The 13337-nt window shown below is 72.4% G+C and carries 9 protein-coding genes and 1 pseudogene; 2 read left to right on the plus strand and 8 right to left on the minus strand.

What is annotated here, in order from left to right:
• Nucleotides 1-55: 55 nt before the first annotated feature.
• Genes meaB through ACIQBL_RS08215 form a run of 3 tightly spaced genes read right to left on the minus strand, consistent with a single transcriptional unit; the run spans nucleotide 56 to nucleotide 5027 of the window.
• The gene (gene meaB, locus ACIQBL_RS08205) at nucleotides 56-1039 is read right to left on the minus strand and encodes a methylmalonyl Co-A mutase-associated GTPase MeaB (RefSeq protein WP_401938215.1); all 984 of its coding nucleotides are present in this window, start codon (nucleotides 1037-1039) and stop codon (nucleotides 56-58) included.
• On the minus strand, nucleotides 1036-3222 hold the full coding sequence (gene scpA, locus ACIQBL_RS08210) for a methylmalonyl-CoA mutase (protein WP_401938217.1): 2187 nt from the start codon (nucleotides 3220-3222) through the stop codon (nucleotides 1036-1038). The genes meaB and scpA overlap by 4 nt, the downstream gene beginning before the upstream one ends.
• A complete protein-coding gene (locus ACIQBL_RS08215) occupies nucleotides 3222-5027 on the minus strand; it encodes a methylmalonyl-CoA mutase family protein (RefSeq protein ID WP_401938219.1) in 1806 nt (601 codons plus the stop codon). Before ACIQBL_RS08215 ends, scpA begins: the two co-directional genes overlap by 1 nt.
• A gap of 808 nt (nucleotides 5028-5835) precedes the next feature.
• Here ACIQBL_RS08215 and ACIQBL_RS08220 point away from each other — a divergent pair.
• Together ACIQBL_RS08220 and ACIQBL_RS08225 are read left to right on the plus strand one after the other, a co-directional pair.
• Nucleotides 5836-7446 carry a purple acid phosphatase family protein gene (locus tag ACIQBL_RS08220; RefSeq protein ID WP_401938221.1) on the plus strand — a complete coding sequence of 537 codons (1611 nt, stop codon included), beginning with the start codon at nucleotides 5836-5838 and terminating at the stop codon, nucleotides 7444-7446.
• Between the two features lie 139 nt (nucleotides 7447-7585).
• Nucleotides 7586-7775: pseudogene (locus ACIQBL_RS08225) on the plus strand (4-hydroxyphenylacetate 3-hydroxylase C-terminal domain-containing protein); the annotation flags it as partial.
• A gap of 114 nt (nucleotides 7776-7889) precedes the next feature.
• Here the strand turns inward: ACIQBL_RS08225 and ACIQBL_RS08230 are convergent.
• From ACIQBL_RS08230 to ACIQBL_RS08250, 5 genes are read right to left on the minus strand one after another with little or no spacing between them, the layout of a single operon-like run.
• Nucleotides 7890-9422 carry an aromatic amino acid lyase gene (locus tag ACIQBL_RS08230; RefSeq protein WP_401938224.1) on the minus strand — a complete coding sequence of 511 codons (1533 nt, stop codon included), beginning with the start codon at nucleotides 9420-9422 and terminating at the stop codon, nucleotides 7890-7892.
• 15 nt (nucleotides 9423-9437) lie between these two features.
• On the minus strand, nucleotides 9438-10664 hold the full coding sequence (locus ACIQBL_RS08235) for a beta-ketoacyl-[acyl-carrier-protein] synthase family protein (RefSeq protein ID WP_401938227.1): 1227 nt from the start codon (nucleotides 10662-10664) through the stop codon (nucleotides 9438-9440).
• The gene (locus ACIQBL_RS08240; protein WP_401938229.1) at nucleotides 10661-10912 is read right to left on the minus strand and encodes a phosphopantetheine-binding protein; all 252 of its coding nucleotides are present in this window, start codon (nucleotides 10910-10912) and stop codon (nucleotides 10661-10663) included. Before ACIQBL_RS08240 ends, ACIQBL_RS08235 begins: the two co-directional genes overlap by 4 nt.
• A gap of 11 nt (nucleotides 10913-10923) precedes the next feature.
• Entirely contained in the window at nucleotides 10924-12054 is a 1131-nt protein-coding gene (locus tag ACIQBL_RS08245; protein ID WP_401938231.1) for an SDR family oxidoreductase, read from the minus strand.
• Nucleotides 12048-13322 (minus strand): wax ester/triacylglycerol synthase domain-containing protein, encoded by a 1275-nt coding sequence (locus ACIQBL_RS08250; RefSeq protein ID WP_401938233.1) that lies wholly within the window; start codon nucleotides 13320-13322, stop codon nucleotides 12048-12050. The genes ACIQBL_RS08245 and ACIQBL_RS08250 overlap by 7 nt, the downstream gene beginning before the upstream one ends.
• Nucleotides 13323-13337 lie beyond the last annotated feature (15 nt).

Consider the following 13337-nt stretch of genomic DNA (forward strand, 5'->3'; position numbering starts at 1 on the left):
GGGCGCGCCCACGCGGCGGAGCCGCAAATCGATACAGCCCGTGCCCCTAAAAGAGTTAGCTGAGCCGGGATTCGAAGGCTCGCAGGATTTCCTCTGCCGCCAGGGTCGCCGTCAACTCGCCCTCCCGCACCTGCCGTTCGAGGCCCGGGGCCAGCGCGCGTACGGTCGGGTCCGAGTGCAGGCGGCCCAGAAGCTCCTCGCGGACCATCGTCCACGTCCAATCCACCTGCTGCTCGCTGCGTTTGGCAGCCAGGCGGCCGGTGGAGTCAAGCAGTGAACGATGCTGTTCCAGGCGTTCCCAGACCGTGTCCAGGCCCGTGCCCTCGCGTGCGCTGCAACTCAGCACCGGCGGTGTCCAGGCCGCGTCGACGGGGTGCATCAGGCGTAGCGCGCCCGCCAGTTCGCGCGCCGCGCTCTTCGCGTCCCGCTCGTGCGGGCCGTCCGCCTTGTTGACGGCGATGACGTCCGCCAGTTCCAGGACACCCTTCTTGATGCCCTGCAACTGGTCGCCCGTGCGGGCGAGGGTCAACAACAGGAAGGAGTCGACCATGTTGGCGACCGCCGTCTCCGACTGGCCGACGCCAACCGTCTCGACGAGTACGACGTCGTAGCCCGCCGCCTCCATCACCACGATCGACTCCCGGGTCGCCTTCGCGACGCCGCCGAGTGTGCCGGCGGTGGGAGAGGGGCGTACGAAGGCCGCGGGGTCCACGGCCAGGCGCTCCATGCGGGTTTTGTCGCCGAGGATCGAACCGCCGGTCCGGGTCGACGACGGGTCCACGGCGAGCACCGCGACCCGGAATCCGAGCGAGGTGAGCAGGTTGCCGAACGCGTCGATGAACGTCGACTTGCCGACGCCCGGCACACCGCTGATGCCGATCCGCCGGGCCCGGCCGCTGTGCGGGAGCAGCTCGGTCAGCAACTCCTGTGCCATGGCACGGTGTTGGGGTTTCGTCGACTCGACGAGGGTGATGGCGCGGGCCACCAGGGCCCGCTTTCCGTCGAGTACGCCCTTCACATAGGTGTCGACATCGATCACGGGGTGTGCCCGAGGTCGGCGGCCAGCCGCTGTACCAGGTCGTGGGCCGCGTCCGGGATCACCGTCCCGGGCGGGAAGACGGCCGCCGCACCCATTTCCAGGAGTGTCGGTACGTCCTGTGGCGGGATGACGCCGCCTACCACGATCATGATGTCCTCGCGGCCCTCCTCGGCGAGGGACTCCTTCAACGCCGGTACGAGGGTGAGGTGTCCGGCGGCCAGCGAGGACACCCCGACGATGTGCACGTCCGCCTCTACGGCCTGGCGGGCCACCTCGCCGGGGGTTTGGAAGAGCGGGCCGACGTCGACGTCGAAGCCCAGGTCGGCGAAGGCGGTGGCGATCACCTTCTGGCCCCGGTCGTGGCCGTCCTGGCCCATCTTGGCGACCAGGATGCGGGGCCGGCGGCCCTCGGACTCCTCGAAGTCGGCCACGAGGGCGCGGGTGCGCTCGACGGACGGGGACTCGCCGGCTTCGGTGCGGTACACACCGGAGATGGTACGGATCTGGCTCGCGTGCCGCCCGTACACCTTCTCCAGCGCATCGGAGATCTCGCCGACCGTCGCCTTCGCGCGGGCCGCGTTCACCGCCAACTCCAGGAGATTTCCCGTTCCTTCGGCCGCGCGGGTCAGCGCGTGCAGCGCGTCCTGGGTGGCCTGTTCGTCGCGCTCGGCGCGCAACCGTCGGAGCTTCTCGATCTGTTGGGTGCGTACGGAGGAGTTGTCGACCTTGAGGACGTCGATCTGCTCGTCGGTCTCCACGCGGTACTTGTTGACGCCGATGACCGGCTGGCGTCCGGAGTCGATGCGGGCCTGGGTGCGGGCCGCGGCCTCCTCGATGCGCAGCTTGGGGATGCCCGCGTCGATGGCCTTGGCCATACCGCCCGCCGCCTCGACCTCCTCGATGTGCTGCCAGGCCCGGCGGGCGAGGTCGTAGGTGAGCTTCTCGACGTACGCGCTGCCGCCCCAGGGGTCGATGACCCGGGTCGTGCCGGACTCCTGCTGGATGAGGAGTTGGGTGTTGCGGGCGATGCGTGCCGAGAAGTCGGTGGGGAGGGCCAGTGCCTCGTCCAGGGCGTTGGTGTGGAGTGACTGGGTGTGGCCCTGCGTCGCCGCCATCGCCTCAACGCAGGTGCGGGTGACGTTGTTGAAGACGTCCTGCGCGGTCAGCGACCAGCCCGAGGTCTGCGAATGGGTGCGCAGGGAGAGGGACTTGGCGTTCTGCGGGTCGAACTGCCTGACCAGCTTGGCCCAGAGCAGACGGGCCGCGCGCATCTTGGCGATCTCCATGAAGAAGTTCATGCCGATCGCCCAGAAGAAGGACAGCCGGGGTGCGAACGTGTCCACGTCCATCCCCGCCTCCCGGCCCGCCCGGATGTACTCCACGCCGTCGGCCAGGGTGTACGCCAGCTCCAAGTCGGCCGTCGCGCCCGCCTCTTGGATGTGGTATCCGGAGATGGAGATCGAGTTGTAGCGGGGCATCCGCTGCGAGGTGAAGGCGAAGATGTCGGAGATGATCCGCATCGACGGCTTCGGCGGATAGATGTAGGTGTTGCGGACCATGAACTCCTTGAGGATGTCGTTCTGGATGGTCCCGGCCAACTTCTCGGGCGGTACGCCCTGTTCCTCCGCCGCCACGATGTACAACGCCAGTACTGGCAGTACCGCGCCGTTCATCGTCATCGACACGGTCATCTTGTCGAGGGGGATGCCGTCGAAGAGCTGGCGCATGTCGTAGATCGAGTCGATCGCCACGCCCGCCATACCGACGTCACCGGTCACGCGCGGGTGGTCGCTGTCGTAACCCCGGTGCGTGGGCAGGTCGAAGGCGACCGACAGGCCCTTCTGGCCGGCCGCGAGATTGCGGCGGTAGAACGCGTTGGACTCCTCGGCCGTGGAGAAGCCCGCGTACTGACGGATCGTCCAGGGCTGGTTGACGTACATCGTCGGGTACGGGCCGCGCAGATACGGCGCGATGCCCGGGTAGGTGGCCAGGAAGTCCAGGCCCTCCAGGTCCTGCCCGGTGTACAGCGGCTTGACCGCGATGCCCTCCGGGGTCTCCCAGAGCAGGTCGTCGCCGCCCGCCGCCTTCTTGACGGCGTCACGCCACTCGTCGGGGCCGGCTTCGGCGGCCGGGGCCCCCAGCTCGATCCCGGAGAAGTCGGGGATGCGCCCCATCGCTGCCATCAGGACACTCCCATGCGGTCGAGGGTGGCGGACAGTACGGCTACGGCGTCGCAGCCCGCGAAGACATAGGCGTCGACCCCGGGGTACTGCCCGGGACGGCCCGCGAGGAACACGTGCCCGGCACCGGCCGACCTCAACTCCCCGGCGATCGAAGGGGCTTGCTCCTCGTACAGCGCGTCGCTGGAGCACAGGCAGGCCACGGTGGCACCGCTGTCCGCGAACTCGCCCGCGGTGACGGGCTCGATGCCGCCCGCCTGGAACAGGTTCGCGGCGAAGGCGAGCCGGGCGGTGTGTGCGGCGGCCGGGCCGAGCGCGGCCAGGAAGATCCGCGGCCGGGAGCCGGTCGCCGCGAGGTGTGCGTCGGAGCGGGCGCGCAGTGCCTCGTAGGCCTCGTCTCGGCGCACGCGCGGCAGACCGCCGGAGGGTTCCGAAGGGGCGGGCGCGCGCTCGGGGAGGCGTTCGGCGAGGTTGGGGAACTCGCTGACGCCGGTGATGGGTTCGCGGCGCTCGGCGAGCTTCGCGCTGCGGGCCGCCCAGGTGGTGGCGAGGTCCTCGCGGAGGCTGCCGGAACGCAACACGGCTGCCTGGCCGCCCTGTTGCTCGATGTGCTGGAAGAACTCCCAGCCCGCGTGGGCGAGTTCGTCCGTGAGGCGCTCCACGTACCAGGAGCCGCCCGCCGGGTCGATCACCCGGGACAGATGCGACTCCTCGACCAGGATCGTCGAGGTGTTGCGGGCGATCCGGCGCGCGAACGCGTCCGGCAGGCCGAGCGCGTGGTCGAAGGGCAGCACGGTGACGGACTCGGCGCCGCCCACCCCGGCGGCCAGCGTCGCGACCGTCGTGCGCAGCATGTTCACCCACGGGTCACGGCGGGACATCATCACCGGCGAGGTCACCGCGTGCTGCACCTGCCCGCCCGGCGTCCCGCACACCTCGGCGACCCGCGCCCAGAGCCTGCGCGCCGCGCGGAGCTTGGCGATGGTGAGGAACTGGTCGGCGGTCGCCGTGTACCTGAACTCCACCTGGCCGACGGCCTGTTCGACGGTGAGTCCCGCCTCGGTCAGCTCGCGCAGATAGGCGACACCGGTCGCCAGCGAGGCGCCCAGCTCCTGTGCCGCCGAACCGCCGGCCTCGTGGTACGGCAGCGCGTCCACGGTCAGCGCGCGCAGCCCGGGGTACTCCTCGGCGCAGCGCCGGGCGAGCGCGGCGACGGGCGCGAAGGCGAAGCCCTCGGCTCCGGTACGGGCCGCGAAGCCCAGCGGGTCGGCGCCCAGGTTGCCGCGCGCCGCCTGCCTGTCGACTCCGCGCGCCGCGTACAGCCGTAGCAACTCGTCCGCGGCGGAGGCGACTTCGGGGCCCGCGTCGAGGACGACGGGCGCCAGGTCGAGATAGACGCCGTCGAGGACCCGGTCGAGCGCGGCGACGGGGATGCCCTGCTCGCCCACGAGCAGCCACAGTGAGGTGACGCCGTTCTCCAGGTCGGCGAGGACCGCGGCGGCGTCGGCGGTCGTGTGCCGCTGGCGTACGTCCCAGCCGCCGAGGGTGTTGCCCTCGGCGCGGCCACCCCGTACGAAGGGGGCGAAACCGGGGAGGCCGGGCTCGGGTGCGGAGTCGTCCGCGGTGTACAGGGGGCGGGCGCGGAGCCCGTCCTCCAGCGAGGTGGAAAGGGCGTCTTCCGCTGCCGCGTCCGAGACTTCCTTGCCCGACTTGCGCAGTACGCCTGCCACCAGGCGTTGCCACTGCTCATGGGTCGCGTCAGGGAACTCGGCGGCCAGCGAGAGCCCGTCGTCAGGCAGGACCGTCATGCTCGGATGCTAGGGCAAACGTGCAGGTGAGCAGCAGAGGACGCGGCTGTGACCTTGGCCTCCCCGGGCGGTCTAGACCACTGCGGCGGGGCTCTGGTGGGTGCGGGAGACGTGGGCGCGTCCTTCGCGTCCCGTGCGCCGGGGGACGGCCACACTGACCTCGAAACAGCCCCCCACCCTCTGTGTCGCGAGGTCATCCATGGCGTTCGGTCTGGCCCGCCGCGAACCGCGGCCCAGGGTTCCGCTGCGGCCGGGGGAGGGCGACCGCAGCCATCTCACCAGCCTCGAAGGGCCGGCCGCGCTGTGCCGGTCTGCCGGCGGTGCTCGTCGGGTCGTACGGGCAGGTCATCGCGGTTCACCCGGACGGCGGTGGCGCGTACGCCGTGGCGAAGAAGGACCTGGGGCCCCGGACGGGTTACCTCGCGGCGGACGAGGACGCGTGCGATGCCGTTGTCGACGGCGACGACCGCGAGGGCCCCGGGACCCGTGTCGCCGAAGGCCGTGCAGAGGACGGCCGGCAGCTCGGCGTCAGTGGGGCGCGCCTCCCGCGCGGCCCGGTGCGGCGCCGCCAGGCCGTGACGCCGCGTCGCGGGCGACCGGTGGCGGGTGGCCGGAAACGATTCCCCAACTCCCGCCCGCCCGTGTCAACGAAATGGCGTCCCCTGGCAAAGCCCGTGGCAAGAATCGCCCCCGCGGCCCGCCCCTCCGGTCGCGCATCCCGTCTGGCAACGCACTGTTCACTCAGGGGCCGCCGGGAAGCGCCAGGGTGCGGACGTCGTCAGCTCAACTGCTCGCCAGGGAGGGCACCATGACCACACAGACCGAGACGCCGGACGGGTCGGCGCAGTCGTCCGAGGGGGTCAGCCGGCGCCACGCGCTGGGTCTCCTCGGCACGGCCGGAGCCGGGGCCGCCGTCACCCCCTTGCTGGGAGCGGGCACGGCGCAGGCCGCCCCGTTCGCCGCCCCGGCCCTCCACCTCACCGCGGACTCCTCCGGCGCGTCCCCGGTCCAGGGCCTGCACCTCACCTTCGGCGCGGACCCGCGCACCCAGATGACCGTCTCGTGGATCACCGACAGACCGGTGACCAGACCCGTCGTGCGCTACGGCACGCTGGAGCACGGCTTCGGCTCCCGCGCCGAGGCCCGTACCGTCACCTACGTCGACGGCACCTCCGGCCGTACCGTCCACGTCCACCACGCCGCGCTGAACAAGCTCACCCCGGACACCGACTACCTCTACCTCGCCACCCACGAGGGCGCGACCCCCGACAGCGGCACGTTCCGCACCGCTCCGCGCGGCCGGAAGCCGCTCACCTTCACCAGCTTCGGCGACCAGTCCGCCCCGCAGGTGACCTGGGCGGCCGACGGCACGGTGGGGCTCGACGCGAACTCCACTCCCGCGACGAAGGACATCGTCACGGGCATCGAGCAGGTCGCCCCGCTCTTCCACCTGCTCAACGGCGACCTGTGCTACGCCAACCTGGACGTCGACCGGGTCCGCACCTGGAACAACTTCTTCACCAACAACACCCGTTCGGCCCGCTTCCGCCCCTGGATGCCGGCGGCCGGAAACCACGAGATCGAGAAGGCCAACGGCCCGATCGGACTCGGTGCCTACCAGGCCTACTTCGCCCTCCCGTCCACCGAGACCGACGCCGAACTCGCTGGCCTCTACTACGCGTTCACGGCCGGCTCCGTCCGGGTGATCGTGCTGCAGAACGACGACAACTGCCTCCAGGACGGCGGCGACGTCTACATCAGCGGCTACTCCGGCGGACGTCAACTCTCCTTCCTGGAGAAGGAGTTGAAGGCGGCCCGCGCCTCCCGTGAGGTCGACTGGGTGGTTGTCGCCATGCACCAGGTCATGGTCAGTTCCTCGGACGCGAACGGCGCCGACCTGGGCCTGCGCCAGCGGTACGGCCCCCTGTTCGACCGCTATGGCGTGGACCTGGTGCTGTGCGGCCACGAGCACAACTACGAGCGCTCGCTGGCCGTTCGCGGAGTCGTCAGCGGCACCGAGACGCTGACCCCCAACCCGGTCACGACGGCCACCGACGACATCGACACCGGTCTCGGCACCGTGCACATGATCCTCGGCGGCGGTGGCGTCTCGGGGACCACGAACCAGAAGTTCTTCACCGACGGCACCGGCAAGGTGATCACGTCCGTGTCGGCGACCCCGGGCTCCAACGGCAAGCGCACCTCCACCTACACCAAGGAGGAGGCGGTCTGGATAGGCGTCCGGGACACCGAACACCCCTACGGCTTCGCCGCGTTCACCGTCGACCCCGGCCGGCACGCCGGCGACACGACCCGCATGCACGTGACCTACTACAACGTGAACAAGCCGAACGGCGACCTGTCGGTGTTCGAGAACTTCACCCTCCACCGCAAGCGCTCCGACGGCCACGGCAAGTAATCCCGGTAATCCCGGTAATCCTGGGGGGACTTCCGGCTGATCCCCGCCCACTCCGACGGGCACGGCCGGAAGTCGCCGGCCAACCACCCAGGCACACACCGGAGTTCCGCCCGAAGGGTGGCGAATCGTCGCCGGGGGGCACGACTTCCGCAACCCCCAGCTCCGCCCCTACCTCGACACATACCTGCGCGGCTCCCACGGCACCACCGCCGAGGAACGCGTCAAGCTGATGAAGCTGCTCTGGGACAGCATCGGCAGCGAGTTCGCAGGCCGGCACGAACTCTACGAACGCCGCTACGGCGGCAGCGCGGAGCAGGTGCGCGTCGACACCTACCGGCACGCCGTGAAGGGCGGCCTCGGCGACGAAGGGGACGAACTGGGCGCACTCGTCGACCGCTGCATGTCCGACTACGACCTCGACGGCTGGACCGCCCCCGACCTCATCACTTCGTAGGACAGCCCGGCAGCTCCCGCGGCAGACCGTCGAGCAGGTCGGCCGCCGCGCGCACGTCGGCGTCGAGCGGCCGGTCCGGGTCGACGGGCGGGATCGCGTCGCAGAGCCGGTCGAGGAGGTCGGCGCAGGCCGGCGCGATGGGGCGGCGGGCACCGACATGGGCGGCCTGGCGCAGCGCGAGGGCCAGTGAACCGTGCAGCAGGCGCAGCGAGTCGGCCTGGTCCAGGGCGTTCAGAGCGGCCTGGGTGCCGAAGGGGACGACGTCCTGGTTGTGGCCGTTGGTCGGCAGGCTCTGCACGGAGGCCGGGGTCGCGGTGCGCCGCATCTGGGCGAGGATCGCGGTGGCGGCGATCTGCACACCCTGTACGGCGTGCTGCCGGCCCGGTTCGCGGGCGAGCATGGGGTGCAGCCCGCCGTTGCGGTGCGGGTCGACCAGCAGGTCGAGCTGGCGTTCCGCGAGGTTGCCGGTCTGTACGGCGGCCAGGGTGAGGAGATCGGCGGCGAAGGCGACGGGCTGCCCGAAGAAGTTGCCGCCGTGGGCGATCTCGTCCAGCTCGGGAAAACACAGCGGGTTGTCGCTGATGCCGCCGAGATCATGGCCGACGACCTCCCCGGCGTGCCGGAGACTCGATCCGACGGCGCCGAGCAACTGCGGCGCGCAGCGGATGCTGTACGGCTCCTGGAGCGGGCGCCGCCCGGTCGGCACGGTTCCCGCGAGCAGTGCGCGCAGCGCGGCTCCCGCGCGAACGGCGTCGGGATGGCCGAAGGCGTCGAGCAGTGCCGCCGAGGCGAACCCGGGGGCGCTGCCCAGGAGATCGGCGAGGAGAGCGGTGAGCCGGAGCGCCGTGGCGTGGGCGCGCCGCAGCCGGGCCAGGGCGAGGCCCGCCGCAGCTGCGGTGAGGGACGTGCCGTTGACGAGGGCCAGGGCGTCACGGCCGTCGAGGACCAGCGGCCGTAGCCCGGCGCGGTCCAACGCCTCGGCGGCGGGCATCGCCATATCCCCCACGTAGGCGCGCCCGCGTCCGCGCAGTGCCTGGACGGCGTGGGCCAGCGGGATCAGGTCGCCGCTGGCCCCGACCGACCCGAGACGGGGTACGGCGGGGGTGAAGCCGGTGCCCAGGGCCGCGGCGAGGGCGTCGAGGACCTGCGGTCCGACGGCGGAGTGGCCGCGGGCGAGCGAGGCCAGCCGTACCAGCAGCGTGGCGCGCACCACCGGCACCGGCAGGTCCTCGCCCTGTCCGCAGCTCAGGTGGGCCAGCACGTTGTCGCACTGCTCGGCGGCGTCCGCCCGGCCGGCGTATCCCACCAGCGGCCCGAAGCCGGTGCTGGCGCCGTAGACCGTCGTACCGGAGTCGAGTCGCCCGGCGAGGAAGGCCTGGCAGGCCGCGGCGCGCTCCCGGGCCTCGGGGGTGATGCGGATGGGCAGGGGAGCGGCGGCCAACTCGAGGTCGTCGGGGGTGAGTTGGGCCGGGAGGGTCAGGGCGGCGGTGGAGGCGGGGGACGGCGGTGCGCTCAGGAGCATGGTGATGACGGCCCGTCAGGTCAGGGTGGTGAACAGGGCGACGGCGTTCTGGCCGCCGAAACCGAAGGAGTTGCTCAGGGCGGCCCGGATCCGGGCCGGGCGCGGGGACTTGCGTACGACGTCCAGGTCGATGCCGGGATCGAGGGTGTCGAGGTTGGCGGTGGGCGGGACGGTCTGCTGCTGGAGGGTGAGCACGGTCAGCGCCGCCTCGATGCCGCCGGCCCCGCCCAACGCGTGCCCGAGGACGCTCTTGTTCGCGGTCACCACCGGGGGCTGCCCGAACACCTCGCGCAGCGCGCGGAATTCGGCGATGTCGTTGAGCGGGGTCGACGTCCCGTGCGCGTTGACGTGGCCGATGTCGGCAGGAGCCAGCCCGGCGTCGCGCAGCGCCGCGCGCATGGCCTCGGCCGCGCCCCGGCCCTCGGGGTGCGGAGCCGCGATGTCGTGGGCGTCACTGGACGCGCCGTAGCCGGCCAGCACGGCCCGGGGCCGGGCACCGCGCGCCGCCGCATGCCCGGCGCGCTCCAGTACGAGGATGCCCGCGCCCTCACCGAGGACGAAGCCGTGCCGGTCCCGGTCGAAGGGCCGGGAGGCGCCGGCGGGGTCGTGTGTGCGGGCGGACAGTGCCTGCATCTGCTGGAAGCAGGCGACCACTCCGGGCGCGCAGCCGGATTCGGCGCCGCCGGTGACGACGATGTCGCAGGAGCCGCCGCGCAGCAGATCCCGGGCGATGCCCAGCGCGGTCGTCCCGGAGGCGCAGGCGGTGGCCACGGACAGGCTCGGACCGCGGGCGCCGAGGTCGAGCGCGACCTCGGCCGGGACCATGCTGGGGACGCTGCGGACGATGGCGAGCGGTGAGATCCGTTCCGCCCGCCGCGCGTTGAGCCGCCCGAACTCCTGCGGATAGCGTTCCAGGCTGTTGCTGCCGACGCCGAGGACGACGGCCACCCGCGTCGGATCCCGGTCACCGGTGTCGAGCCCGGCGTCGGCGACCGCCTCCCGCGCGCCCACGAGGGCGAGCTGTGTGACACGGTCCAGCCGCCAGGCGCGCGAGCGCCCGAGCAGCCGGCCCGCGTCGAAGCCGGGGACCCGGCAGGTGAAGTCGACCTTCAGATCGGCGAGTTCGGGATCCGTGGCCGCCGTCGGCCGCCCGTCAAGCATCCCCCGCCAGGTGGCGTCGGCACCGATACCGGCCGGGGTGACCAGCCCGACACCGGTGACGACGACGTCCTCGCGCCTCACCGGCCGGACTCCGCGGGCGCCGACGCGAGGGCGTCGTCGAGCAGGGCGGCGGTCCGCGCGAGCGTGGAACCGGCGGTGACGCCCTCCAGCGTGACACCGGTGCGCTCCTGCACGATGACGCCCAGCTCCAGGAGGGACAGCGAGTCGAGTTCCAGCTCCTCGAAGGTGGTGTCGGGGCCCATCTCCTCACGGGACTGCCCGAGCTCTTTGGCGAGGATGCCGACGATCTGCTCGTAGGTTGCGGACATGCTGAACTCCCTTACGCGCTGACGGGTTGAGGGGAGGACACGGCTGCCGCCAGGGCGGCGCTCAGATACCGGGCATCCAGGGGAATCGGGTCCGGTACGGCGCCGGCGAGCGCCTCCAGCAGGCCGCCGCGGTCGTAGCGGCGGCGTACGGACGTATAGGCGTGGATGCCGCCCATCAGTCCGGCGAGCCGCCGCACGGCCGGATCGAGGGGGCCGGGTACGGCCTGCGGGTCGATCCGCACGTCCAGCCAGGGGCAGACGTCACGCATCAGGTCCAGGCACTCCCGCACCGGTGTGTCGTGCGGGTGGGTGAGGTGGAAGGTCTCGACCGGTGCGGCCGGTTCGCGCAGCGCGAGACGGGCCGCCGCCCGGGCCGCGTACTCGACCGGGAGGACGTTCAGTACGGCGTCCTCCCGGCCGGGAATCCGAACGGGCAGGGGACGGCCGGGAGTTGCCTCCGGTACCAGCCGGGACGGATCGCGCCGGGCCAGCATCGACAGCCGGGCGCCCGCCTCCGCGAGCGGGTGCCGCGGTGCCCCGGCGGGCAGCGGCCGGTCGCTCACCAGGATGCCCGGCCGCAGCACCGTCACCGGGCGCCGATGTGTGCGGGCCCAGGCGCGGGCCACCTGCTCGGCCGCGTACTTGGACGCCTCGTACGGGGTGAGGAAGCCGTGGCTGTCGTCGAGTTCACTCTCGCGCACGGTGCCGTCGAGACGTCCGCCGGCGACGTAGGCCGTGCTGACGAGGACGACCCGGGGGCGGTGGCCCGGGGCGGCGGCGGCCAGGTCGAGGACGTGCCGGGTGCCGTCGACGTTGACCCGCGCGAGGCGGTGGTCGGGGGCGACGAGGTCGATGGCGGCGGCGCTGTGCCACACCGCGTCCGCCTGTCCGGCCAGTTCGCGGTGGCGCTCGGGGGTGAGGCCGAGGAGTGGTTCGGCGATGTCGGCGCGCTCCAGGCGCACCCTCGCGCGCAGGTCGTCGGGCACCGCTTCACCGGTGGCGCGCAGGGCACGCTCCAGCCGCTGCCAGCCGCCCTCGCCGTCCTGTCGTACGAGTGCGGTCACCTGGCCGGGGCGGCGCAGGAGTTGGGCCAGCAGATGGGAGCCGAGGAATCCGGTGGCGCCGGTCAGCAGGGTCAGCATCCGTGGGCCTCCTCGAGTTCGGTGAGCGCGGCGAGCCACAGCCCGGGCAGGGCCGCCGGGTCGGGATCGCCGCGGTCGGAGATGAAGAACACGCCGGCGTCGGGGCCGTAGCTGGACAGACCCACCATCAGGGCGTGGTCGAGCAGCAGGACGGGCAGCCCGATGGAGGCGACGACCGGGTCGGTACCGAAGCACAGTCCGTCGGGGACACGGATGTTGGTGACCGTCAGGGCGGTGCGCCGGGGGCCGAAGAAGTACCTGATCAGCGCGGCACCGGTGCGGGGCAGGACCCGTAGCCCGGCCCGGGTGGCCGCCCGCCGCGCGGGCGTCGCGCGGGCGTCGCGGACCAGCGATTCCAGGCGGCGGCGGGGGTCGGGCTCCGCGCAGGGCAGGGGGATGCGGAGCATCGCCATGTGGTTGCCGAGGGAGGCGGGTGGAAGTCCGGCGGGACGGGTGTCCAACGGCATGAAGGCGTGCAAACGCCGTTGCCCGGACCGGTGTTCCGTGTTCCAGTCGGCGGGGCTCCAGGCCCGGAGGGCGCCGGCGGTGGCGGCGAGGTAGACCTGGTTGAGGGTCGCGCCGGCCGCCTTCCCGAGTCGGCGCAGCCGCTCCACCTCGACCTGGGTGTGGTGCACGGTGCGCTGGGCGCCGGGCGGACGCAGACCCGGCGTCCAGCGGGCGGTGTGGCGGACGGCGGCGGGGATGTCGGCCGCGAGCATGGTCACCAACTCCCTTGCTTTCAGGGGTGGTTCGGCGTCCTTCGGTACGGTCAGCGGCAGCCGGTGGTCGCCGGGGCCGAACAGCGCGCCGACGGTCGCAGCGCCGCCCATGCCGTCCTGCAGCGCGTGATGGACCCGGTAGCACAGCACGTACTCGTCCGGTGCCCAGCCGTGGAGCAGCCAGAGTCCCCAGTCCGGCGCGGTCGCGGGAAAGGGCAGCCGGAGCAGCGCGTCCGCCGCCCGTCCGACGGGGTCCGGGCCCGGCGCGAGGCGCACTTCGTGGACGTGGCGGCCGGGTTCGGCGTCGGCGGCGGCCTCCCAGGCGAGACGGCCGCGCCGCTCGGTGACGCGGTACGACCACGCGGGGACCCGGGACGCGGTGGCCACCACATGGTCGCGGACCCGCTCCACGGGCGGTGGGGCGCCGCGGAAGACAAGCAGATACCCGTGGTATTCGGCCTGGTTGCGGGCCTGTCGCGCGGCCCGGTACAGAAACTGGTCCGCAGGGGAGGGCGGCGGTGGTTCCGCGAGCGGTGGGTCAAGAGGCACGGCGTTCCTTCCTTG

This window comes from Streptomyces sp. NPDC088350 (assembly GCF_044753545.1).
In the GTDB taxonomy this organism is placed as follows: domain Bacteria; phylum Actinomycetota; class Actinomycetes; order Streptomycetales; family Streptomycetaceae; genus Streptomyces.

Coding starts and splice junctions, on each gene's coding strand:
- ACIQBL_RS08245 (WP_401938231.1), bottom strand. CDS start 12,054: ATGCTGACCCTGCTGACCGGCGCCACCGGATTCCTCGGCTCCCATCTG.
- ACIQBL_RS08215 (WP_401938219.1), bottom strand. CDS start 5,027: ATGACGGTCCTGCCTGACGACGGGCTCTCGCTGGCCGCCGAGTTCCCT.
- ACIQBL_RS08230 (WP_401938224.1), bottom strand. CDS start 9,422: ATGCTCCTGAGCGCACCGCCGTCCCCCGCCTCCACCGCCGCCCTGACC.
- ACIQBL_RS08220 (WP_401938221.1), top strand. CDS start 5,836: ATGACCACACAGACCGAGACGCCGGACGGGTCGGCGCAGTCGTCCGAG.
- ACIQBL_RS08240 (WP_401938229.1), bottom strand. CDS start 10,912: ATGTCCGCAACCTACGAGCAGATCGTCGGCATCCTCGCCAAAGAGCTC.
- scpA (WP_401938217.1), bottom strand. CDS start 3,222: ATGGCAGCGATGGGGCGCATCCCCGACTTCTCCGGGATCGAGCTGGGG.